General features: G+C 68.6%; 20 protein-coding genes. 13 read left to right on the top strand and 7 right to left on the bottom strand.

The genetic code is table 11. The annotated features are described in order from the left end of the window. Positions 1-16 precede the first annotated feature (16 nt). Positions 17-421: an FKBP-type peptidyl-prolyl cis-trans isomerase gene (locus ACFWB8_RS21740; RefSeq protein ID WP_385229354.1), complete on the top strand. Its 405-nt coding sequence runs from the start codon at positions 17-19 to the stop codon at positions 419-421. A gap of 908 nt (positions 422-1,329) precedes the next feature. Here ACFWB8_RS21740 and ACFWB8_RS21735 read toward each other — a convergent pair. After that, a complete protein-coding gene (locus ACFWB8_RS21735; protein WP_385229351.1) occupies positions 1,330-1,770 on the bottom strand; it encodes a hypothetical protein in 441 nt (146 codons plus the stop codon). Between the two features lie 351 nt (positions 1,771-2,121). Next, positions 2,122-3,162: a helix-turn-helix domain-containing protein gene (locus ACFWB8_RS21730; RefSeq protein ID WP_385229348.1), complete on the bottom strand. Its 1,041-nt coding sequence runs from the start codon at positions 3,160-3,162 to the stop codon at positions 2,122-2,124. Between the two features lie 214 nt (positions 3,163-3,376). Here ACFWB8_RS21730 and ACFWB8_RS21725 point away from each other — a divergent pair, with 214 nt between their 5' ends. Then, on the top strand, positions 3,377-3,964 hold the full coding sequence (locus ACFWB8_RS21725) for a hypothetical protein (RefSeq protein WP_385229345.1): 588 nt from the start codon (positions 3,377-3,379) through the stop codon (positions 3,962-3,964). 365 nt (positions 3,965-4,329) lie between these two features. On the opposite strand, the gene ACFWB8_RS21720 is transcribed toward ACFWB8_RS21725, so the two are convergent. Beyond that, the gene (locus ACFWB8_RS21720) at positions 4,330-4,647 is read right to left on the bottom strand and encodes a hypothetical protein (RefSeq protein ID WP_385229342.1); all 318 of its coding nucleotides are present in this window, start codon (positions 4,645-4,647) and stop codon (positions 4,330-4,332) included. A 213-nt stretch (positions 4,648-4,860) separates the two neighbouring features. Here ACFWB8_RS21720 and ACFWB8_RS21715 point away from each other — a divergent pair, with 213 nt between their 5' ends. From ACFWB8_RS21715 to ACFWB8_RS21685, 7 genes are all read left to right on the top strand, one after another. After that, positions 4,861-5,550: a hypothetical protein gene (locus ACFWB8_RS21715; RefSeq protein ID WP_385229339.1), complete on the top strand. Its 690-nt coding sequence runs from the start codon at positions 4,861-4,863 to the stop codon at positions 5,548-5,550. 873 nt (positions 5,551-6,423) lie between these two features. Further along, positions 6,424-9,069, top strand: coding sequence for an NPCBM/NEW2 domain-containing protein (locus tag ACFWB8_RS21710; protein ID WP_385229336.1), 2,646 nt, complete (start codon positions 6,424-6,426; stop codon positions 9,067-9,069). 368 nt (positions 9,070-9,437) lie between these two features. Continuing rightward, positions 9,438-10,385 (top strand): BtpA/SgcQ family protein, encoded by a 948-nt coding sequence (locus tag ACFWB8_RS21705; protein WP_385229333.1) that lies wholly within the window; start codon positions 9,438-9,440, stop codon positions 10,383-10,385. Between the two features lie 89 nt (positions 10,386-10,474). Beyond that, complete coding sequence (locus ACFWB8_RS21700; protein ID WP_385229330.1) at positions 10,475-11,965, top strand: cytochrome P450; 1,491 nt, start codon at positions 10,475-10,477, stop codon at positions 11,963-11,965. A 31-nt stretch (positions 11,966-11,996) separates the two neighbouring features. Then, positions 11,997-13,022, top strand: a complete 1,026-nt coding sequence (locus ACFWB8_RS21695; protein ID WP_385229327.1) for an aminotransferase class IV — start codon at positions 11,997-11,999, stop codon at positions 13,020-13,022. After that, entirely contained in the window at positions 13,019-13,627 is a 609-nt protein-coding gene (locus ACFWB8_RS21690) for a GTP cyclohydrolase II (RefSeq protein WP_385229324.1), read from the top strand. Before ACFWB8_RS21695 ends, ACFWB8_RS21690 begins: the two co-directional genes overlap by 4 nt. Continuing rightward, positions 13,617-13,976, top strand: a complete 360-nt coding sequence (locus tag ACFWB8_RS21685; protein WP_385229321.1) for a non-heme iron oxygenase ferredoxin subunit — start codon at positions 13,617-13,619, stop codon at positions 13,974-13,976. Before ACFWB8_RS21690 ends, ACFWB8_RS21685 begins: the two co-directional genes overlap by 11 nt. 83 nt (positions 13,977-14,059) lie before the next feature. Here ACFWB8_RS21685 and ACFWB8_RS21680 read toward each other — a convergent pair whose 3' ends face one another. Together ACFWB8_RS21680 and ACFWB8_RS21675 are read right to left on the bottom strand one after the other, a co-directional pair. Then, entirely contained in the window at positions 14,060-15,304 is a 1,245-nt protein-coding gene (locus ACFWB8_RS21680) for a benzoate/H(+) symporter BenE family transporter (RefSeq protein WP_385229318.1), read from the bottom strand. Positions 15,305-15,634: 330 nt separating this feature from the next. Next, positions 15,635-17,062 (bottom strand): NAD(P)/FAD-dependent oxidoreductase, encoded by a 1,428-nt coding sequence (locus tag ACFWB8_RS21675; RefSeq protein WP_385229315.1) that lies wholly within the window; start codon positions 17,060-17,062, stop codon positions 15,635-15,637. 481 nt (positions 17,063-17,543) lie between these two features. On the opposite strand from ACFWB8_RS21675, the gene ACFWB8_RS21670 reads away from it, so the two are divergent. The 4 genes from ACFWB8_RS21670 to ACFWB8_RS21655 all read left to right on the top strand — a co-directional run bounded on the left by ACFWB8_RS21670 (position 17,544) and on the right by ACFWB8_RS21655 (position 21,242). Further along, positions 17,544-17,966, top strand: coding sequence for a hypothetical protein (locus ACFWB8_RS21670; RefSeq protein WP_385229312.1), 423 nt, complete (start codon positions 17,544-17,546; stop codon positions 17,964-17,966). 734 nt (positions 17,967-18,700) lie between these two features. Beyond that, positions 18,701-18,862 (top strand): hypothetical protein, encoded by a 162-nt coding sequence (locus ACFWB8_RS21665; RefSeq protein ID WP_385229309.1) that lies wholly within the window; start codon positions 18,701-18,703, stop codon positions 18,860-18,862. 317 nt (positions 18,863-19,179) lie between these two features. Continuing rightward, positions 19,180-19,806, top strand: a complete 627-nt coding sequence (locus tag ACFWB8_RS21660) for a hypothetical protein (RefSeq protein ID WP_385229306.1) — start codon at positions 19,180-19,182, stop codon at positions 19,804-19,806. A gap of 17 nt (positions 19,807-19,823) precedes the next feature. Next, positions 19,824-21,242 carry a hypothetical protein gene (locus tag ACFWB8_RS21655; protein ID WP_385229303.1) on the top strand — a complete coding sequence of 473 codons (1,419 nt, stop codon included), beginning with the start codon at positions 19,824-19,826 and terminating at the stop codon, positions 21,240-21,242. 10 nt (positions 21,243-21,252) lie between these two features. On the opposite strand, the gene ACFWB8_RS21650 is transcribed toward ACFWB8_RS21655, so the two are convergent. Both ACFWB8_RS21650 and ACFWB8_RS21645 read right to left on the bottom strand, forming a co-directional pair. Continuing rightward, complete coding sequence (locus tag ACFWB8_RS21650) at positions 21,253-21,972, bottom strand: hypothetical protein (protein ID WP_385229374.1); 720 nt, start codon at positions 21,970-21,972, stop codon at positions 21,253-21,255. Between the two features lie 203 nt (positions 21,973-22,175). Continuing rightward, the gene (locus ACFWB8_RS21645; protein ID WP_385229300.1) at positions 22,176-23,411 is read right to left on the bottom strand and encodes a family 2 encapsulin nanocompartment cargo protein terpene cyclase; all 1,236 of its coding nucleotides are present in this window, start codon (positions 23,409-23,411) and stop codon (positions 22,176-22,178) included. Positions 23,412-23,491 lie beyond the last annotated feature (80 nt).

The following is a 23,491-nucleotide window of genomic DNA, read 5'->3' as shown; positions in this document are numbered from 1 at the left end:
GAGTGATGAGGCGGCAATGAGTGAACTGACGAGGCCCGAGGTCGACGTTCCGGCGGGTGACGCTCCTACCGAGCTGACCATCCGGGACCTGGTCGTCGGGGACGGGGCTGAGGTGAAGCCGGGCATGGTGGTCAGGGTCCACTATGTCGGGGTGACCTTCGAGTCCGGGAAGGAGTTCGATGCCTCCTGGGACCGGGGCCAGCCGTTCAAGTTCGCCCTGGGCAGTGGCAAGGTCATCAAGGGCTGGGACCGGGGGGTGAGGGGGATGAAGGTCGGCGGTCGGCGCGAGATCATCGTTCCCCCGCGTCTCGGCTACGGCAATCAGTCGCCCTCGCCGTTGATCCCGGCGGGCTCGACCCTAATTTTCGTGGTGGACCTGCTTGACTCGTTTTCCAGAACAGCCGGGTGGAGCAACGCCTAGTGACCCTGGCTGCTCCTCCCCTGCGAAGTGCTGCGTCGTCTCCCGCTCCTCGCTGCCGCCACTGCTTCCGCTTCCGCGGCGTCCGAACAGTTCCGCTGTGACTCGTTGACCCCCAAAGGCTACGAGGCGACCGCCTTCCTCAATGGCCTGCCCAGCGCCGCCGCCCGGACGCCCCGAGACAGGCTTGCCCACCAGGCTGACCTGCATCAACGGGCGGTCGCCGGTTTCGGGGGCTCACACCTCCGGTCACACCTGCGATCCCCCGCTGAAAGCAACCGCCCAGCCAACGGTTCAACCGCCTCTCGGTGCAACCCTCTCCTGCGCCGCTCGCCCCGTGGGCCGCACCACTGTGCCGGGACACGGTGGATGTCACATGGACACGGTTTCTGTCACCGGCGAGCGGCGGCGTACGTACAGCCGGGCCATCGGTACAGGTCGCCGTCATCGGCCCGGCGACAGATCCGCCGTCCGCACAGCCCGCGGTGACAAGAACCGCGTCCTGCTGGTGACAACCACCGTGTCCCGCGCGCCGTCGAGTACCAGGCCGTGGAGGTCGTTCGATGACGTCTACCGTGTCTCGGCACAACCACCGGAGCCGTGGCGGAAGAACACGGACAGCAGCGCGAGGTGACCGCATCGGACGTCGGTACGGGTACGGGCTTCTCCAGGACCCCTCCACAGGAAGCAGTCGGCGCACCCGCGGCCCCTCTTGGGGCCTGTGACCTGCCTGTTTGGTGTTCCTCGGCGAGAATGGAACGGAACCCGAAACGGGACCTCGAAGGGGACCCGGAACGGGGCTCCCGTCAGCTGTGTCTACGCAGGCGCAAGAGCCCTAGCTAGCCAGGCTTTGCAGCGTTGGATAGTCGATGACCACCATCTCGACGCGAGTGTGCGCGGGTGATCCCCGATCAGCGGCGGCCGGTGGCCAGGATGACGAGGAACTGGCCGCCGCCCGCCTCGATGCCGGCGGTCACCGGCAGCCCCGGTACCAGTCGGGAGAACCGGTCCACCAGCCAATCCGCCGCCTCTTGGGCGTCCTTCCTGGTCGGACAACGGCCCACCATCTCACGGCCCCCTTTGCGCTCCAGCCTGTCGGCAACGGCGATCAGCGGCGCGGGTTCGACTACGTACAGGCGCTCCGGCCAGGCGATGACCACCTTGACCGCACCCTTGCGGCTATTGCACCCGCGGTGCGCGAGCCGCTCGGCGACCTTGGCCTTCCGGTCGGCGGTCCGGCTGTCGACACTGGGCCCCCGCGGGTCGTTCACCGACTCGTCGGGGTCGACCGGTTCGTCACACACCCAGCACCGCCAGCCGTCGCGCTTGGCCACATCATCAAGGAGAGTCATCCAAGCAAAGTAGCCTGCCCGGCCGCCACCCGCGCACCAGGGCCCCGGCAACGTCTCAACATCGGGCAACAGCTCTGCGACACCTGGCCGACTGCCATGCAAGGACAACTTCTGAAGGTCCGGGCTGCCGACCGTGCGGTGCTTGGCGTACCGCTTGCACTGCATTGCCGCCGACCTATGAAAAATCCGTGGCGCCTATCCGTGAACAGGCACGCCCATGACAGCCAGCCATCTTGGCGATTGGCGCCTGACGGCAGCAGCTTGGTCACCCGGTGACAGTCAAGATCACCACTGCTGCGCCACGCGAGCAGGGACATCCGTCCCGTCCCGGCTGACGCCCATCCAGTGCCATCACCGCGCCCATTCACACCCGGCATCGGCGAGCGTCGATGCCGGGCCCTCGGTCTGTCCGGCACCGCGCAGCAGCGCCAGGCGGCGGTAGTCGCTGGGCGGCATGCCGTACGCGCGGCGGAAGGCCCGGCTGAAGTCCGCCGGGTGGCGGAAGCCCCAGCGCGCCGCGATCTCGCCGATCCTGGAGTGGCCGAGCCGCGGGTCGGCCAGGTCGGCCCGGCTGCGTTCGAGGCGGAGCCTGCGGATCGTAGCGGCGACGGTCTCCGGCTCCTCGCGGAACAGCGAGTGGAGCAGCCTTACGGAGATGTGGTGGTGGGCGGCGATGGTGTCCGGGCCGAGCCGCAGGTCGGGCAGGTTGTGGTCGACGAAGGCCCGGATCCGGGCCAGCAGGACCTGACGGCGGGTCTCGGCGGGCAGCGCGCCGGGGCCGCCCGACTGCATAGCGAGATACGCGGCGCACAGATCGAGGCCGACGGAGCCGAGGCGGGACAGCTCGGCGGGGGCGGAGCGCTCGGCGTGGGTGCGCAGCCCGGTCAGGTACGAGGCGAGCAGGGCGCCCGAGACGGTGCCAGTAGCGAGCCGGGTGCCGAGGAGCCGGTTGGCGTGGTCCTGGGGCAGTGGCAGGGCGCTCCGGGGCACCCGCAGCATGGAGACGCGGGAGAGCCGGCCCTCGTCGAGGAACTCGCAGCTCAACGGGTGCGAGGAGTCGAAGAGCGCCATGTCACCGGCGCGGAGCAGGGTGTTGCTTCGGTTCTGCTCCAGGCCGACCGGGCTGCCGTGGACGAGGAAGAGGAAGTAGTTCTCCGGGTCCGCGCGCCGGATGTTCCCCGCGCCGCGCCGGGCAGACATCGGCGAGAAGGCGAACCCGGACAGGTCGATAGGGTTGAGGTCAAGCGCCGTCGCCGTGCCGCGGAAGCGCTCGACGTGCGGGCTGGTGATGGAGACCGGCATCACGAGGTCGCCGACCATGCCCGCCCACGACTCGAAACCGTCCCGCGCGCGGACGCTGACCGTCTGTGTACGTGGCTCTGTACCCGTCACGAAGCCCCCGCCCCACGGTGATGTGTACACGCCCATAGTTGGCGGTCGGCGGGCCGTCGGGATAGCGGGGTACCGGCCAACTCCCCGTCATCCGCGGCCTGTCTGCGCTCGGTGCGCAACGAATCTGCGCGCCGCGCCATCGACGCCGGCCGACGCCTCCCCCACACAGTGGTGGCCGGCACCGTGCCGAAGTGTGAAGCAGAGAGGCAACGCAGTGACGAAGCACGGAATCTTACGGTCCGACGGGCTGGGCAAGCTCCTCACCGCCCTCGTCATGGCCCTCCTGGCGCTCATGGCCGCACCGGGCGCCGCCGGAGCCGCCGACGGGGCGCGCGCGGACTTCGCGGTGCAGGCCGCGAGCGCCGGCCTGAACGCCACCCAGGCCAGGAGCCTGCAGAAACGGGTCGACGGCTACCTGGCGAGCACCAAGGGCACCCAGATCGGCGCCAACAAGATCGCCCTGCCCGGCGGCGAGCTGCTGCTCGCGCTGCCCGGCGAGCAGAAGGCTCGCGACCTCGACGCAGCGGCGGTCCCGGGCGACACAGTGGAAGGCTGCCGCTACTCGTACGTGTGCGCCTACAAGTACGAGGACTTCACGGGTGACCGGTTCGACATGTTCACCTGCAACCATCTGTTCCGCATCACGTGGAACACGACCGGCTCGTGGATCAACAACCAGCGCTCGACCCTGTACGCGACGTTCTACGACCGGAACACGGTTCCCCAATGGTCCTCGCCCGGCGGTCTCAGCTACGACGCCGCGGCCGACTGGCGCTGGGTCTGGTACGTGAGCCCCTGCTGACCCGCCGGTCCACGTTCAACCCCGCAGCAGTAGCCGCTTGACGCCGACCACGAGGACGGTGGCGCCGGCGAGGACGCGGACGCCGACGCGGAAACCAACGGTGACGTTGCCCTTCCCGACCACGGGGGGAGGCCGAAGGGGACTCGGGCGAGCCGCCCGACGTCCCCGACGGCTTCTCCGACGGGCACCCGGCACCGCCCCTCCCGGTCCAGCCGCAACACCATGATGGGGAATCTTGAAAACACCCGCTATCGCTCTTCGCCTCACTTCGTTGCAGCGTGACCGGTGTGGGGAAGACGGGGAGCCCGAGAGCATGCGTGGGCCCCGTCGACCGTCAGGTCGGCGGGGCCTGGTGATCGTGAACCTCAGCTGGTGGTCAATTGATCAGCCCGCACCTCGAACTCAACGTGTCCTTCGAGCGATTCGAGTCCCCAAGGAGTGACGGAGATCTTGACCGTGTCCGAAGTATCCGTGGTGGTGCCGGTCGTCAGGATGTCGCAGAGGATGCTGACCTCGACGGGGTAGCGGGAGCCGGGGGACAAGTCGTCGCTTTCGGCGAAGACGGGCCACTTGTCGATGAAGACCCACTGCTGGTGGTGGGCGTATGTGAAGCGGACCTCGATCAGGCCGGGCTGGGGTTCGTCATCGACCCGTCGGACCGCTTCACAACGTAGGAAGACCATGGGCAGACTCTGCCATCAGGGCCTGTGGTCGGCAGCCGGATTTCCAGGCTGCCGGCCCGTTGATGGTGCTGTCACGGAGCCCGGCGGAGTGGGACGACATCGGGGCGCACGGCCTCTCCGTGGGCCGCTCGAACGACAAGCCCGCCCACTGGACCGGCACCGCAGTACACGCGGTCCCGCTCCCCGACGGGTACGTACGACGTACGGGGCTCGGTGGAGGCCGTCAACCGCTTCGGCCTCATCGTCGGGACCCTCCGCGCCGAGGACGAGGGCGTCCCCGCGCAGGCCTTCAGCTACCGGCCCGGCGCGCGCCGGGTGACGCTCCTGCCCGGCGGCCAGACCGCCACCGGAGTCAACGACGCGGGCCACATCGTCGGCTACCGCCACGACGAGGAGCCGTACCGGACCCTCGGATTCGAGTGGGTGGGCGCCACCGTCCGCCGGGAGCTCCCCGTCCCGGCCGGCTACCGGATCGAGGAAGTGACCGGCATCAACGGCGCCGGGCAGATCATCGGGTCCGCCTACGGCGTCTTCGCCGAGCCGGACGACCCCGACCGCGACTACTCCCTCAGCCCCGGCCTGCTCTGGCCGGCCGGAACCGCCGCCGCCCTGCCCACGGTCCTCCAGCCCCCGGCCGCAACCCCGAGATCTACGCGGTGCGGGCGGACGGCGGGCATCGCGCTCGCCACGGTGGCCGTGGCCCTGCCCGCACCCGCGGCCTCGACCGACACGGTCGGCCGCCCCCGGAACCGGCCCGCCTACTGGTTGGGCGCTTCCGTGCAAGCCGTGCCGCTGCCTGCAGGCTACGCCGTGGGCAGCGGGGAGGCGGTCAACCGCTTCGGAGCCATGGTCGGCCTTCGCCGTCTCCGAGCCCGCGGAAGCGGCCGACGCCTCCCCCACTGAGCAACCGTCAGGTCACCTCAATCCCCCATCACCGCGTCAAGCATTTAAGTGATCGCCAGGATGCCGCCCGGCCGCCCGGCCGCCCCGAGAATCCGTCCACCCTCCATCACAGCGGCCCCGACGGGCGAACAGCAGCGAGGGCTCCCGAGGGGTGCACAGATGAGCCTTACGGGCCAGGACCCTACGCACGCCTGTCGCAGCATGCAACCCAGCGATGAAACTTTTCTGAATCTTCGTCAGTCACCCGTTGCAAGCTGCTAGTTGCTCCCGCCGCGGCGGCCTGCTCCAGGTGTGGCCACTCCACCGCCGACCGCCAACGCGGAGCAGGTGGAATCCGGTCACATCGGGCCGCTGACCTGCCGATTCGCGGCATCGCCCAGGCCGGCGCCATCCGGTCCGGGCGCACCGAGGCGGCGCACCTGGACCGAGACGCCCGACCCACACGCGAGTAAGCCAGCGCGATCGAACTGAACACATCTATTGACACCACTCCTCCTCAAAGCATCAATAGGCAACACAGTTCAACAACTTGCAACACGGCGTGCGATGAAGGGAGCCGCCCGTGCCTGCCGTCGCGACCGGTGCGGCGCACGCCCTTCCCTCTCCCCCGCCGCGCGCATAGCCACCGCGCGGACCCTGCGGGCCCTTCGACGCCCGGCCGGCACATCGGCCCGATCTTCCCGGTCCCGCCCTGCGGGACGCGACGCGACGGCGGCAACCACACTCGCGCGACCGTGAGTACGCCTCAGGCGACCTCGTCCGGCCCCAATCGCCCTGCACTGCCTCGGCGGTCGGCTTGGGACAGCACGGATCGGCGTTCGAGACCCTCCGTCATCGCGCGAGGAACCCCCCATTCGAAAGGATCAATTGCACATGCATCGTTCTGCTTGTGTACTAACTGCCCTACTCGCAACAGTCGGCACCGCGATCGCCGTTCCCAGCACGCCCGCGGTGGCCGTGTCGGGAGCGAAGGCAGGGCCCTACGTGATCGAAGTCGAGAACATGTCGCTGACCAACTTCGCGACAGACACCGTGAATCACACCTGGAACGGCACGTCAGTCGACAACGTCACCTATGCGCGGGGTGCGTCAGGACAGACGAGCACGGCCAGAACGACCTTCAACGGCTCTGCCGGAACCTACGACGTCATCACGCGCTACAACGGCAAGACCGCGAACGGGGTGAAGTACGAGATCTCCGTGAACTCCGCCCTTGTGGATTCCTGGGCCACGTCCCAGCGGTACGGCCGTGACTACACCGACCCGATGAGCATCGACACCCGCACGTCGAGCAAGGTGACGCTCAAGGCCGGTGACATCGTCGAGCTGACGGCCACGTCCACCGGCGAGGTACCGCGCGTCGACAAGATCACGATCCAGGAACACGCGGGGGCGCCGACCAGCACGCTGACCCTGAACTCGCCGAACGCGACACTGAACGACGGCTTCAACTGGGGCAAGGACCGGGCCTTGGGGATGACGTTCTACCCGGGCAACCCGATGATGGGGCACGAACCCGAGTGGTGGCGCCTCAAGAATTCCACGCACCCGACGGTGGAACCCGGCTACTGGGGTGCGTACACCAATCGGGAGTCCTACTACAACCGGGACATCTCCCACCAGTCGGACGGCGCGCACGCGCTCGGCCTGGACGCCGAGACGCTCCACATGATGAAGACGTTCGCCGCCGATGCCGACGATCCGGGTCAGAACGGCTGGCCGCTGTGGGCGCACAGTTCCTCCGGTGCCATGTACTACATCGACGGCACCGGCTTCCGGGAACTGCCGTCGCCGTTCAACCTGATGACCAAGGCGTACAAGCAGTACCAGTGGACCGGCAACTCGGACTGGATCAACGATCCGGCCCTCTCCGCGTTCTACGACTCGACGATGGGTTCGTTCCTGGCCGGCCACGAGGTGAAGTGGAACGACGCGAACCCGTCCGGCGAGCAGCCGGTTTCGAGGAAGCAGCCCGGGGAGTACACGGCGACGTTCTTCGAGTTCCCGAACGAGAACCTCGTCTCCGCAGCCGATTCCCTCGGTTACCAGTACCAGTCGATGCTCGCCTATGCGGAGATCCTGAAGGCCAAGGGTGACAACGCCAACAGCGCGAAGTGGGCCGATCGTGCGAAGCGGGTGCGCGACCACTTCGAGACGAACTGGTGGGATGCGTCGGCCAACCGGTACATCCGGGGCAAGGACGCCAGCGGCACCGGCTACAGCAGTTGGGGCCACGAGGCCAGCTTCCTGATGATGCTGACCGGGCTGGGCGACCACGGCACCAAGACCGGCAGCTACCTGGACTTCATCGCCGCCAACGATGACGATCTGAATGTCGAGGCGTCCTCCTACCTGCCGGAGATGTACTACCAGTACAACCGGTCCACGGAGGGCTGGGCGTGGCTCAAGAAGCTCATGACCGGCAAGAACAGCTATCCGGAGATCTCGTTCCTGGCGGTCAGCAGCGTCATCGACGGCATGATGGGAGTACAGCCGGACGCCCCGAACGACAAGGTGGCCACCGTCTCACGGCTGACGTCCGAGACGCCGTGGGTGGAGATCGACCACCTCAAGGTCGGTGACAACGACCTGAAGCTCAAGCACACCGGTACGACGGGCTCCACGCTGACCAACAACTCCGGCGGCACCGTCAACTGGGAAGCCCAGTTCTACGGGACCCCCGCCACGATCACCGTGAACGGCACCGCACAGACGCCGCAGACCAAGTCGCTGTACGGCAAGACCGTGTCGTACGTGACCGTACCGGTGGCCGCCGGCGCGTCCGTGACCGCCACGGCCGGGACGCCGGAGGCCGACACCATCTCCCCCACCGCGCCGACCAACCTCGCATCGAGCAATGTGACGTCGAACAGCGTGGACCTCAAGTGGACGGCATCGACCGACAACGTCGGCGTGAGCGGTTACAAGATCTACCGCGGCGGCACGCTCGTCGGCACGTCGACGGGCACGAGCTTCACCGCGACGGGGCTGTCGGCCTCGACGCCGTACACGTTCACGGTGAAGGCGTTCGACGCCGCCGAGAACGTCTCCGGGGCCAGCAGCACCGTCGCCGTCACGACCGCCACCAGCGGAAGCGGACAGACGGCCCATCTGAGCGATCTCACCTGGAGCGATGCCAGGAGCGACTTCGGCACCGTGCGCAAGGACAAGAGCGTCGACGGGAACCCGATCAAGCTGAACGGCACCGCCTACACCAAGGGCATCGGCACACACGCCAACAGCACCATCACCTACACCCTGAACCGCGCCTACACACGCTTCCAGTCGGACCTCGGCATCGACGACGAGGTCAACGCCAACGCGACGGTCACGTACGAAGTCTGGGGCGACGGCGTCAAACTCCACGAAAGCCCGACACCTCTGACGCCGACAAGCCCGACCCAGTCCATCGACGTCGACATCACCGGCGTGAACACACTGGTACTGAAGGTGACGGACGCAGGCGACGGCATCAACAGCGACCACGCCGACTGGGCCGGAGCCCGACTGGTGCGGTAACACCGGCCCACAGGCCGGCGGGACCCTCCAGGCGCCCCGCCGGCTTGTGACCCGGACACCGCGCCCCGCCCGGCCCGTGACCCGGTACGGACAGAGCCGACGAGGGCTCATGAACGATCGAGGCGAGGGGCTAGGCCAACAGGAACTCCTGTTGGCCTAGCCCCTCGTGCAGCCGATGCTGGAGCACCCGAGGCCGACCACGTCCCAGCTCACCACACGCAATTCGGCCACCGGCGCAATCTGATCTCCCGGCAAGTCTCGCCGGTCGGCAGAGGTTGGCTCAAAGAGGCTTTTCTTCACCGTGCGGCCTTGTGACAGGCTGATCGGGTTCTGCGAGAGCCTCGACGAGATCTGCAGGAGGAGTGACCGTGACTGACCGCCCCTCTGCCGGCGGAACCCCCGAGGGCGGTGATCTGGAGCGGCTCTTCGGGCGGCGGTTCGCCCTCGTCGGCATGATCCATCTGCTGCCGCTCCCCGGTTCGCCGCGGTTCACGCCGGAGCGCGGGATGGCGGCGGTGATCCGGCAGGCGACGGACGAGGCCCGGGTGCTCGTCGACGCTGGGTTCGACGGGCTCGTCATCGAGAACGCCTGGGACATCCCCTTCCTCAAGCCCGACGACATCGGCCCCGAGACCCCGGCCGCAATGGCGGTCGTCGCAGCCGAGGTGGCGCGTACCGTCGGGGTTCCGCTGGGGATCAACTGTCTGGCGAACGCCGTCGACCGCTCGCTGGCCGTCGCTGCTGCCGCAGGAGCCCGGTTCGTGCGCTCCAACCAGTGGGTCAACGCCTACGTGGCCAACGAGGGCCTCGTCGAAGGGCGAGCCGGCCGGATGGTGCGCTACCGGCGGGCGATCGGTGCCGACCACGTCACCGTCTGGGCTGACGTCCATGTCAAGCTCGGGTCGCACGCGATCACGGCGGACCGCTCGCTGGCCGAGCAGGCGAAGGACGCCACCTGGTTCGACGCCGACGCCCTCATCGTCACCGGCACCCGGCTCGGCGACGCGCCCCTAACGGAGCATCTGCGGACGATCCGCGCGGCTACGGACCTGCCGCTCGTCGTCGGATCCGGTGCGCGGGTCGACAATCTGGGTGACATCTTCGCGTACGCCGACGGCGCCATCGTCGGCAGCGCGGTCAAGATCGGCGGGGTCTGGCACGGCCGCGTCGACCGGGACGTCTGCGAGCGGATGTGCGCCTCGCGGGACGTTCTGGAGAAGGAGACGGAAGAAGCCGCGGCGGCCGACTCACAGCTGCGCACGACGACGGATTCAAAGATGACTCGACCGTCGACTCCGAGCTCAACATATCCCTAGCCCACTCCGTGAGGTCAACAGCGTCGCGGACGGGGCGGGCGAACCAGTTCGTCAGGCATGCTCCGTCCCTGAAGTGTTGAGGAGCCATTATGAGGTTATACCTGTACGCCCCGGCGGCAGCAGGCAGTGTCGCCTCTCTCGCCTTCGCCACGAAAGTGATGCGCACGGTTCTCGACCGCAGGTACTACGAGAAGCAGGGCGTCGTGTTCAGCAGGACCTATCCGTTCATCGGTTCCGAGGCGGACGTCTCCGGCCTCATCAACCGGAACAAGACGCGCGACTACCTGTACCTGGACCACCCTGCAACCGACTTCGTCGGAAGCATCCGCGGCTTCGACATCCAGCTCTATGCCGTGAACAAGCAGACAACGGAGATCCTCGTCAACCCGGCCGTCACCGGAAAGTACATCGACCGGGACACGCCGGCCCTCTATTCGTTCGGACAGCTCTCGCCGTCGGCGATGACGTTCCAGAAGATCACCACGGAACACTTCGGGGACCGGAAGCGCAACCTCGGAAAGGGGTTCGATCAGGCCAGGATATTCACGATATCCAGTCGGCAGGCAGCCGAGTTATGCAGTTCGTTCACCGGTGACGACGCCCCGCTCGACATGAAGCGCATCGCAGGTGATTACACCCGCGGCGTCATGGGGGAGTTCGTCTGGGGCGAGGACGCCATGGGTCTGACCGTTCCTTTCAAGGACCGCGACGGCACCGTGTCGGACGTCCCCTTCATGTTCGCGTTGAACGAGACCTTCACGGGACTGAGGTTCTACTCCAACCGCTTCTGGAACCGGGTCTACTTCCCGATGGCGACCTGGCCCGTCACCCGGGAAGCACGACGTCTGCAGCACAACATCAAGCACCTGCAGCACCACCTGGCCGGCGTGCTCCGCAGGACGCCCGGACCCGGCACGGTGTGGGAGCACGTCGCCACGGGAAACGAGAAGCTCGGCATCGCGACCGAGATCACCCGGGACGACCTTCTGACAGCCTCCATCGCCGGTCTGGACACCGTACAAAACACCATCCTGGCGACTCTGTGGTACGTGCTCCTCCCTGAGAACGCGAAGTGGCGCGATGCCATCGCGGCCTGCACCGGAGAGCACAAGGACGAGCTGGTCGAAGCGTGCGTCAGCGAGACGCTGCGCCTGAGCCCCCCTGGCTCGGTCATCAACAACAAGATCGTCAAGGACTTCGACGTGGACGTCGAGGGGCGCAGGTACTTGCTGAAGACGGGCACCCGCGTAATGCCCAACATCCATGCACTGCACGCCGAGTACGGCGGCGCCTTCGAGCCCGAGCGGTTCCTGCAGCAGGAGAAGGGGGCCGAGCCGTACGTGATGCCGTTCGGCAAGGGACGTCGCAGCTGCCCCGGCCGCAATCTCGGCATGGTGATGGCGAAGAACTTCGTCGGGCAGTTCATCACCTCATACCCCGGCGCCCGGATCACCAACGCCGCGGACAAGGACGTCCACTTCAACAACCTCTCGCACTCCCAGCTCCAGATCGCAATCGGTCCCGGGGGCGCGACGGAGGGCGTGGCGACTGCGGACTCGTGTCCGTTCCTGTCCTCCTGACCGTGGCACTTCGCGAACCGAGGAGATCAGAATGACGCAGGAGAGCGGGCACGCTTGGCTGCCCGCGGTCGCGGTGTCCCGATGCGTCGGCTCCGGCGGTGGTGACTGTGACGGTCTCCGGTACGACCGACCCACGCTCAGGGCGAACGAAGTCGGGAGCCTGGCCGAGTTCAGCGCGGACGGGATCCAGTTCGGGTTCTCGGTCTTCGAAGGGATGCGCGCCTACCTCGCGGATCCCGCCTTCCTGGTCTTCAGGGCGCGGGACCACCACGACAGACTCAGGGCCTCGTGCACGGCACTCGCTCTGCCCTGCCCGGCGTACGACGTCTTCGTCGAGGCGATCGAGAGCGCAGTGCGCGCCAACTGGGACGCCGGCGCGGCGCGGAGCCTTTACGTCAGGCCCGTCGTGTTCGCGGCGGGCGGCGACATCATGCCGCAGCGGAACGCGACGTACGTCTTCGCGGTCCTCGTCAAGAGGTTCGACCCGGTCGTGGACGCCGAGGGCATCGGCGTCCTCGTCGAGGGCGGCACGCCGCGCACGCATCCGGTGTTCGCGAGCGTGAAGACCGCCGCCAACTACACGAGTTCGGCACTGGCCATGCGGGACGCGCAGGCCGCGGGATACGACACCCTGCTGTGGCTCGACGGCGACGGCCACCTCCAGGAATGCACGACCATGAACGTCTTCCTGTGGCTGGACGGGCGGTTCGTCACTCCGAAGCTCGGCTCCATCCTGCCCGGCATCACCCGCAGGACCGTGATGGACCTGCTGGCCGGGATGGGGGAGCCGGTCCTCGAACGGGACATCCACATCTCGGAGGTGGCCGACGCGCTCGCGCGAGCGGCGGACCTGAGCATGTTCACCACGTCGACCGCGCTCGGCGTCCGGAATGTGGCACGCCTGCGGCTGGGCTCCGCCGACCACGTGCTCGACGGGAAGGCGCCGAGCGCGTGGAGCCGGGTGGAGGAGCAGTACGTGCTGGTCACGGAACGGTTCATGGAAGCGGACGACTCGTACGCGGCGATCACGTCGCGTTCTCAGATTGGATCGAAGTGATAGTCCTTCTCGCGCAGGGACCGTTGCACACGCGGTTCGGCGACTTCACGGAGTACTTGTTCTACGACGGCCAGAGCGAGTCGATCGCCATCGTCAAGGGGGAGATCGCCGGCAAGGAGGACGTCCTGTGCCGGGTCCACTCGCAGTGCACCACCGCGCACGTCTTCAACGGCATCGAGTGCGACTGCCGTGAGCAGATGGCCATGGCGCAGGAGAGGATCGACGAGGCGGGCAGCGGACTGGTCATCTGGCTGGATCAGGACGGCAAGGGCAACGGCCGCATGGCCGAGCTGCTCACGGCCCGTCTCCGTGAGGAGGGGGTCGCGCAGACCGAGGCCTACGCGCAGCTCGGGTTCCAGCGCGACGCGCGGTCGTTCGACCGGGCGGCGGAGATTCTGGAGTTCCTCGGCGTGGGCTCGGTGACGCTGATGTCCAACAACCCGGAGAAGGCGAGCGGGCTGACCGACCGGGGCATCCAGGTCTCCGGCACGGTGAACCTGGCCGTCGTCCCGGACAACCCCCTCATGCGAAAGACGTACCAGGACAAGGTCCGGTACCAAAACCACTCCATCGAGCTCTGGGAGGACCGGGGACATGGCCGCTGATCCGATCAAGGTCTGCGAGATCTCGGACCTGTCGACGGACAAGGGCTACCGGGTCACGTCCACGTCACCGCCCCTCGCGGTCTTCCTCACCGAGGACGAAGCGGTCCACGTGCTGGACGACACCTGTACGCACCAACAGGCGGCGCTCACGGACGGCTGGGTCGACGGCTGCATCGTGGAGTGTCCATTGCACATGTCGCGGTTCGACCTGCGCACCGGAGCGGTGGACGCTCCGCCCGCGCAGTTGCCCGTACGGGTACACATGGCCGAGATCGTCGACGGCGCGGTCTGGGTGACGCTTTCGGAGCAGGCCCCAAATCTGCCACCGGGCGTCAGACCGCGCGGCTGACGGCCGGTCAGCGACTTCCACGTCGAGGGCGGACCGGCCCTCGACCGCCGAGGGCGGCTTCCATGCGCCGATCCCGGTGGTAGTCAGGCCGGTTCGTCCTCGACGGACTTCGCCTCGGAGCTCCGTGGCGAAGCCGTGAAGGCAAGACGTACCAGAAGGCCTGCGACCAGCGCCCAGAAGGCGGAACTGACCCCGGCCAGCGTTGTGCCCGATGCGGCGACGACGAAGGTAACGGTCGCCGCCGTCCGGTCCGCCGACGAGACGGAAGCGGGGGTGGAGGCGGGGGTGGAGGCGGATCCGGTGCCGCCGGGGCCGACGACCGCGGCGGTCAGCGCATGCCCCAGGGTCCCGAGGAGACCGAGACCGGCCACGGTCCCGACGACGTCCGCCGGGGCGACGGCGAGAAAGCTGGTGAGCGCCGTGGTTCCCGCGGCGAGCCCAAGGTATGTGACGGCGAAGGCCTGAGACGCCAGCCATCTTCGTGCCGGCTCCGGGTGCGCCTCCGGCGACGCGGGCAGGGCCGCGCTGATTGCGGCGAGGTTGACGGCGTGCCCGCCGAACGGAGCGGCGAGCACACTGCCGACACCGGTGACCGTCATGGAGGCACGCCATGGCACCTGGTAGCCGAAGGAACTCATGATCGCGATACCGGGCACGTTCTGCGCGGCCATCGTCACGACGTACAGCGGAAGCGCGATGCCCGCGATCGCGGCCCATGACAGGTGGGGTGCCGTCAGTGCGAGTTGGGGCAGCCACGGCCCGTGCAACCCTTCGCCCCGGGCGGCGAGGAAGCCGACGACGACGGCGGTCGCCCCGAAGGCGGCGAGAACGGCCCAGCGTGGCGCGGTCACCATGACGATGAGCCACGTGACGAGGATCGGCACGACCTCCCGGGGGTGGGAGGAGAGTGCTTTGACGGGCACCAGGCAGAGTTCGAGAAGGACGCCCGCCAGCATCGCCTGCGCGATCGGTGCCGGGATCGCCGCCACCAGGGCGCCAAGCCGCGGCCAGAGGCCGGTCAGCGTCACCAGGGCACCCGCGACCAGGAATCCGCCCACGGCAGCCTGCCAACCGCCGGCCACCTGACCCGCGCTCGTCAGCACAGCGGCCCCTGGCGTCGACCAGGCGGCGGTGATCGGCATCCGGGTGCGTCGGCTCAGCCACAACGTGCCGAGCCCGAGCAACAGACAGAGCGCGACCAGACCCGAGGTCGCTTCGGCCCGGTCGGCACCGACGGCCCGCAAGCCCGCCAGGACGGCCGCGAAGGTGCTCGTGTAGCCGATGAAAGCAATCGCCACTCCGGCGACGACAGGCTGACCTCGTTCCATTCCTTGCACGCTACAGATGTCGCGAGGGTGCTCTGCAGGGTTTCCCGCACCCCGCGACCGTGTGACCGTCGTTTCCCGGCCACCTACGCATGCGCTCGGAACATCTCGGTTGGCGTACCAAAATGACGGAATGTCTGCTCTCCAGGAGCGAGACGCGAGGGCCGACGGCAGCCACACCTGAGCGTTAGGAACTCACTCTGCTCGACGGCGCGGCGGAGGCGGAGGCGCTGGAGCGAGCCGATGCGTCCGGCGGCAGCGCTTGCTGCGTGCCCGGCCGGGCCGTCGACAGATCAACGCCAGGACACCCGCGGGGTCAGTCGTAAGCAAGAGTCAGACCGCCTCGGCCGGGGCTACCCGATCCTTGCGGGATCCGGTGCGAAAAGACTGACAGTCGTAACTCGAGCCGACCCGGCCCATGCTGCGGCGGATGCCGTGCCGGCGGCAGAGGTCGGCGAGGCGGCCCGCACCCACACCTGTTCTCTGCCCATGCCCTTCCAACTCCGTTGACGCGGTCAAGGTCACCGGCGTTGACCGACGCGGGTCAAGAGCCTGCCCTGCCAGGACAAGCCACGCCTGCCGTACCGTCACAAGGTCGCGTTCCCTCAGTGGCCGTCCGTGGCTCCGGTTCCCTTGGTTCCTGCGCCTTGTGCCGGCAGGCGGTCCAGGTAGTCGCGTGCCATGGCGGCGATTGCGTCTTGGTGCTCGTAGCCGAGCGGGGGCAAGGTCTGGCGGCAGGACGTAGCCCTCGGGCATGGCCGCGTACACCTCCCTCATGCGACGCCCGTACGCGTATTCCAGCGCCTGGGGCCAGCTCCCGGTCAGCGGCGGTCGCATGCGGGACTCCGCCGTCAGAGCGTGGTGGTGGTCGGCGGCTTCCCCGGCCGCGTCCTCGATGTTCCAGTCGCTGATCGGGGCCCGGTCGGGCCGCCAAGGGGTGAGCCACCGGGCGGGTTGGTCGTGGAGGAGGGCACCGGCGAGTTCCTGCGCGATCAGTGGGGAGGCGTGCAGGCCGTCGCGGTGGGTGCCGGTGGCCACCCACAACCCGGGTCGGACGGTGGGGCCGAGCAGCGGGTGACCGTCGAGCCCGATAGGCCGGTTCCCATGACGCAGCTGCTGCACTGGGGCCGTGGCGAGGCCGCGATGGAGCTGCCCGAGTGCCGAATCCAACAGGAAGCGCAGACCGCCCGCCGTCGGGGCGGATCCGGGGACCAGGGCCGGGGCTGCGGACGCCCCGACGTACCAGGAGCCGTCGGCCTGGGGGACGGTGTGCAGGCCACAGGCGTACGCACGGTTCGGCGTACGCAACACCGCGGGCAGCGAAGCAGGGGCGCCCGCCGTGAAAGCGGTCCCTTCCACGGACAGCACCGGCAGCACCGAGACGTCCGGATCGAGCGAGTGGAGCACGGAGGTGGTCCAGGCGCCGACTGCGACGACCACCGCCGGGGCGGCGTACACGCCTTCCGTTCTGTGCAGGCTGTAGCCGCGGGCGGTGGCGCTCAGGCGTCCCTCGGTGCTGCGGGTCACTTGGGGCAGGGCGTCAAGGGCCGCGTCCAGGGTGGCCAGCCAGCGCCGGGCGTCCAGGAAGCCCTCCTGCGGCAAGTACAGCGCGCGCAGGGCACGGTCGTTGTCCAGCGGCCGGTATCCGGGAACCTCCGTGGGATCGACGTCCGCGACGGGCAGCCCGTACCGGGATCCGGCCAGGTGAACAGCCGCGAAGGACTTCTCATCCAGCCGCGCGGAGACCGCGTTCAGCAACATGAACGTCTTCAGGGCATACCCGTCTTCGGGGGGCGCCGCAGGGCCCGTACGGCCGCACAGGACGACCTCGACCAGTCGGCGAGGCCCGATGCCGTGATCTCTGGGCCGGAGTTCCCGCTATAAGGACACCCCCATCGGCTAGGAGGCGGCGGCACCACGTGTCCGGCGAGAGCCAGCAAGCACAAAACAGCGGAAAAGCGCCACACCGACCAAGCCAAACGCGCCCCCTCTGCGCCCCGTACGCCCGGTGCCTGCCAGTCTCGCCACCCACTGCACCGCGGATATCACTGACCCCCCAGGGGTCACCGCGTCGGCAGTTGGGGTCGCCCGCGCCCGCACGTGTGCACCCGGCCATGCTCCCCCGACGTTCTTGCGGGCGGTTTGCTCTTGCGTAACACCCAGCAAGTGAACCGCGTCCCTAAGGTCGTTGGTGACCGGGCTTGTTGAAGCCGGATGCGTTGCTTGGGGAAAGGGACTTCGCATGCTCGAAAACAAGAAGATCCGCACGGCTCTGTGGACCGGGGCCACGCTCAGCCTCGTGGCCGGAGGGGTGTTCGCGGGGGTGGCCATGGCCGCCGCCCCGCCGGGTGCGGCGAAGGCGAACGCCCCCTACGCGCAGGCCGCCGCGGTACTCAATGCCGACGGCAGCGTAAACCGGTCCAAGGGCATCGAGCGAGTCACCAAGCCGGCGGAAGGCCAGTACTGCATCGAGCTGGAGGACAAGAGCCTGGACATCAACAAGCTCGTCGCCAACGCCACCCTGCAGAAATACTCCTTCGACTACGACGTCCAGATCTCGAACTGGCCGCACCCGACCTGCGGCACCCGCAGCGACACCTACCTCGTCGTCACGGGCAAGCCCGGCGTCTGGGCCGACGCCTCGTTCTCCTTCACCGTCTCCTGACCCCACGGCCGGCTTCACGGCCCCGCCCCGCGCCGGTCACCGCGGCCAGCCTGTCACGCGTGATCCATGCCGCCCCCGCCACCTGCCCCGGGCGGCGGGGGCGGCGGCCTCACCACCGGCAGAAGGCCCGCACCCGGGCGGGTCGAAGCCTTGGGGCGCCAGTGGGGTGACGTACAAGCAGCCCACGTCCACAGGCCGGGATGCTCCGGGCCGGTTCCCCGTGTACTGCGGCTCCTCCTACCTCACCAGCGTCTTCGCCCTGAAGGCCCTGCACACGCGCGAGAACTCCGGCCCTGCCCGCCCGTGCCGCCTTCCCGCCGATGCGGCTCGCCCTTGTCGATCTTGTCGATCAAGCCGCCGCTGTAACCGCCCCCGCCCGCCGGGCCTGCACTGCTGGCATGGCCGCCGCTGCCGCCGACGCCGCCCATCCCGCCGCCACCGCCACCGCCACCGCCACCGCCACCGCCACCGCCGGCATTCTTGGCCACGCCCCCCGCCTTCACCGCCTCCGGTGCCGCCTGTGGAGCCCGCACGGGGCATCTCGCGCGCCTGGTCCTGCTCCCGGTGCTTGGCGCCGGGCTGCTACCCGCGTGTGGCTACGGCGGGCGGACGTGTGGCGCCGAGTAACTGCATCGGCTCCGGGACTGGTAGGCCCGCCAGTTCAAGCACGCCAACCGCAACTGCGTGGGCCTCGACGAGGACGACGACGCCGAGGAGAGGTAATCGTCGCCGCCGTGGAAGTGCGGCCGGTCAGGATGACGTACTCGCGCTCCGTACGGGATGGCGTCGGCCTGGCAGCCGGCGAGGAGCTCGGCGACGACGGTGCGCAGGGCTGGCAGGTCGCGGCGGCAGGTGCCGAGGAGGTTCAGGTACCGCCGGTCCCTGCAGGGTTCTGAGTGCCGCCCCGTTGAAGGGCGTCGACGATCGGCTCGCGGTCGCGCCAGCCACCGGATAGGCCTGGGATTCCCTCGTGTGGGTGACCGCGGATCAGGACATTCGCTCGCAGTGGAATTCTCTGCGTTCCGGATGGGATCCGGGTTTTGTGGGCCTCTGCGCATCGGAACGGGCCGTCACGCGCGAATGGCCGGATTCGTCGTCTTGTCCGGCATTCAGGGGCCTGCCGAGGATGGCGCGGCCGGAGCCGATCACGGGTCGATTCCTGTGGCGGCTGTCCGTGTTTCCTGCCCCTTTCCCGATCCGTCAGGAGCGCTTCGTGCCCGATGTCACCATCGATCTCCCGCTCAGCTTCGGAGTGCCGGAGCATTTCCAGGACATCGACTTCGCTGTCTCTGCCGAGGTGAACACCAATCGCCTGATCGAGCGGTTGAACATGGTCGATCCGAGGCCGTCGGACGCGGAGATCGCGCACGCGGTGCTGGCTCAGCAGTCGATGTACGAGATGCTCAGCGCGGCGGGTGCCGTCTACGCGGGCACCTTGCTGTCCGGGCCTTCGCGGGAGGAGCCGGAGAAGAAGCTCTCCTCGGTGACCCTGACCGTGACCGCCCGCCCCGCCGAGCTGTCCAACGAGCTCACCGTGCACCGCCTGGCCCGCACCATGGGGGCGATCTACCCGGACGCCGAGGTCGGTGTCGTCCGCCTGGAGGCCGGCCCCGCCGTGCTGCTCACCGAGGAGCGGAAGGTCGAGCGGCCGGTGAACCTCCTCGGCGAAGGGGGCGGCGCCACCACCGTGCGCCAGCTCCACGTGTTCGTGCCCATCCCGGGCCGCCTCGCCATGGCGGACTTCGCCATCGCCACCGAGAACATCGCCGAGTGGGACAACTGCGTCGAGATCATCGGCCAGGTCTGCAAGACCATCGCCTTCGCCGAATCCGCTGCCTGAGAAGGGACCTCCCCACCATGCACATCTCGTACCAGATCAGCTCCCCCCTCTACAGCCTCGGCTTCGACCCGGGCAGGGACAAGTTCGTCGGCGCGGTCCACTCCGAACTGAACATGTACACCGGCAACGAGTCGGATGCGCTGAAGATCTGGGGCTGGGACCCCAACGCGCTGACCAGCGCCGAACGCTACAAGATCGACCAGCTGCTGCGGATGTTCGTCTTCCAGGAGAGCCAGATCCTCTCCGCGCTGCGGCGCCTCGACGAGGAGTACGGCGCGTACCTGGAGTCGAACCCGGAAGCCGCCGCCCAGGCCGAGGCCTTCACCGAGTCCCTCCGGTCGGACCTGCAGAAGCAACACACGCAGATGCAGGAGTGGAAGTACTCCAAGGAGTCACCATGGTGGCCCGACGAGCGCGACATGTACGCGCTGCGGGATTCGGTGCAGGGTGTGTTGTCCTTCATGCACCCGGAGATCGCCCGCAACACCGGCCCCAATGGCTCCCTCGCCATGGGTGGCATGAGCTTCACGGGCAACTACTGGCGGCTGAAGGACAACGGCTACGCGCGCGACCGGATCCCCGATGGCTACCTCTACGACCTCATCGATACCGCGATCGCTCTCCAGGCCGAGTTCCAGCTCCAGTGTCTGCTCACCGACCGGGAGTTCACCCGGATCATCGAGACGCGGGGCCAGGAGTTCGAGTGGCTCAAGGCCGAGGCCGCGCGCAAGGCGGCCGAGGCCGCGGCCGCCGAAGAGGGCGGCGGCTTCTGGGGACTCTTCGGCGACATCCTCGGCATCGTCTCCGCCGTCGCCGGTGTCCTGGCCCTCATTCCCATCCTCACCCCGATCGCGGGGCCGATCGCCATCGTGACCGCTGTCGCCTCGCTCGGCGCGCACACCGTCGACGCGGCGATCCAGGGCGACTGGGACGCCATGACCTTCGTCGGCCTGGGCGCCGACGCCCTCGCGGCACTGCCCGGGGTCGGCGCGGTCGCCAAGAGCCTCAAGGCCGGGCGGGCCGCCATGAAGACTATCGGCGTGGCCGGCGGAGCGGTGTCCAAGGCCAGCGTGGTCTCCAAGGCCGCGGGCCGCTCGTTCCTGGCCACCACCGGCGGGAGCGCCGCGTCCGAGGCTTCGACCGTCTTCAACTACATCGGCACCAAGGGCGCGAAGGTGGTCGGGACCTCCACCGCCTCCGGGAAGATCGCCGGAAAGGTCCTCCAGGGCTCGGTCGATCTCGCCACCCAGGTCCCGCTGGTCGTGGAGATGGCAGCCGGCACGGACATGACCGACCCGAAGAACGCCGCCACCGGAACCGCCCTGACCGCCAACTACGGCCAGTCCATCGGCAGCTGGGACGCCGTCGGAAGCGCCGCCAAGAAGACCGGCACCCTCTCGCTGGCCGCCTTCGCGGGCGTCATCGGCCGCCGCTGACCCACTCACATCACGGCGGCGCGACCTGGGCAGTACACAACGCTGTGCGGCTGAAGCAGCGAGGCTCACCGGCCTTTGCGGGTAGGCCGGGTCGGCCGCATCCGGGGCGCGGAGGCCGCGCGCCGGAACGCGTGGGGTTCTCCCGCCGCGTTCCGGCGCTTCCGGGTGCCCCGGGGCTCGCGGGGGTTACGGGACCCAGGTGAGGGCGCCGGTGGCGGCCAGGGTTGAGGCGCCGCTCCAGGCCCGGTGGCCGGGTGTGGGCGGCGTGATGACGTTCACCGGTGCGCCGTTGGTGTAGTTGGGCAGGCAGTCTCGGAGTTACGTGGCGGTGCTCTCGAACGCCGAGGAGTCCTGGCTGACGCGCTTCATGCAGTCGGGCCACCTGGACCAGACGGTCGCCCTGCTCGGCGATGAGGTCGCGGTGCTGCACCACCACCACCACCACGCCGCCCGAAGCGGCGGCCTCCGGCCACGCCCGCAGGGCATGCCGGTACAGGGCTGCGAAGCCGTCCCAGTCCACCACCTTGCCGTCCTTGATCGGGCGGGAGCTCGTCACCGACCCTGAGCCCGCCTTGGCGTGGGCCTTCTCCCCCACCAGGACGGCCGCCTGCCCGGGCAGTCTCGGGCGGGCAACCTCCGGGGGAAACACCACCTCCGGCGCAGCCCTACCGGCCAGACCGGCCTTGATCTGCTCCGAACCGCAATCGATCACCACAACGCTGTCGGCCATCATCCCCGCCCCTCCACGTCTTCACTTTTGGTCACCGACGAGCATGATCGACGCGTCAGGCAGGACAACCCCATCCCCTCGTACGGATGGAAGGGATGGGATGGGATGGGGACTGGGCCCTTCAGGGCGTGGTGTTGGTGTAACGGTGGGACGTCGCTCTGCTGACTTCGGGGGTGTTCCTCAGAGCGCGCCGTGTCCGGGCCTCATGTGCTGCGGTCGCCGGTTGCTGTGGCGTAGCGGCCGGTTGTGGCGTGCCATTCGTGGTTGCCGCCGAGCCAGGCGTGGAGTCCGGTGAGGTAGCGCCAGAGTTCCGGCGAGGGGATCGTGGCGGTGAGTTCGCTACGCGCTGCTTCGAATGCGCGGACGAGTTCGTCGTGGTAGGCGGCGCTCAGCTGGACGGCTTCGCGTGGGGTGCAGCCGCGTTCGGCGGCGATGACGTCGGGCAGTCCGCCGTCGCCGATGCCGGGTTCGGCTTCCTTGTTCATCGAGTAGAGGTCGTTGAGGATGATGCTGGCGCTGGCGGCCAGCATGGTGGCCCGCCGTACCGGGGGGTGGGAGTAGAGGGTGGCGGGGAGTTCGTATCCGCTGATGACGTCGATCAGGGTCATGCACGGCAGGAAGCTGTTGACCTGCCGTGCGGCCAGGTACTCCCACACGGCGGGGGTCGTTTGGGTGGTCCGCCAGCCGGCCTCGCCGTTCATGGCCACGAACATGGCCACCGTCTCGTGGCGGACCCTGCCCACCTGCGCAGGGGTCGCGAAGCCGGCGACGCGGTCGATGTAGGAGCGCAGTGCCACCAGGACGGGATCCGAGGCGAGCGCCTCTTCGAGCTGCTCCTGGTGTCCCCATCCGCCCACCAGGTAGGCGGGGTCCAGAGCCGTCTGGGCGAGGGTGAGACGGTTTCCGACCAGCGCGGTGTCGGATCCGGTGCGTTCGTCATCGCAGTAGTAGTCGTCCACCGCGAACAGGGCCGCCATGCACTGCGCGGCCAGCAGGAGCCGGTCAGGGTCGTCGCAGTCGGGATGGATGAGCATGGCGTAACGGCCGTAGTTGCACGCGCGGACCGCATCGAGGCGGCCGGGGAAGATGCCCACGCGCTGCACCCATGCGAGGAGCCGTTCGTTGACCTCGGCCCCCAACGGCTCGTCCACCCGGACCGGCCCCGGACAGTACAACGACACCCCCAGCGCCGTGGAAGAAGTCGTGGCCGCAGGCGGGGATGACGGCACCGGGGCAGTCCGGCGGACGGGCAGGCCGGGCACCACCGGGGGCCGTGAGGAGAGCGGGACGCTGGTGCTGTGGTGTTCAGGCCGCGCGTTCCAGACGATACGAGCAGCCGAGGTCCCCAACCCCCGGGGGCCCAGCAGGAAGGGCCCCCGGCCCTGACCGGCCGGCTTCGCAGCCTGACCGGGCGGTACTGACCGAACCACCGCATCCATCGTCCACAGCCTCCTCGCAGCTTCGAGGGAAGGCCGCCCAGACCGCAACGCGGACACGTAGCCGACGACGGACCAGGGCA

This window comes from Streptomyces sp. NPDC060031, from assembly GCF_042736805.1.
Taxonomy (GTDB): Bacteria; Actinomycetota; Actinomycetes; order Streptomycetales; family Streptomycetaceae; genus Streptomyces.
This window is presented reverse-complemented; position numbering and strand designations above follow the sequence as displayed.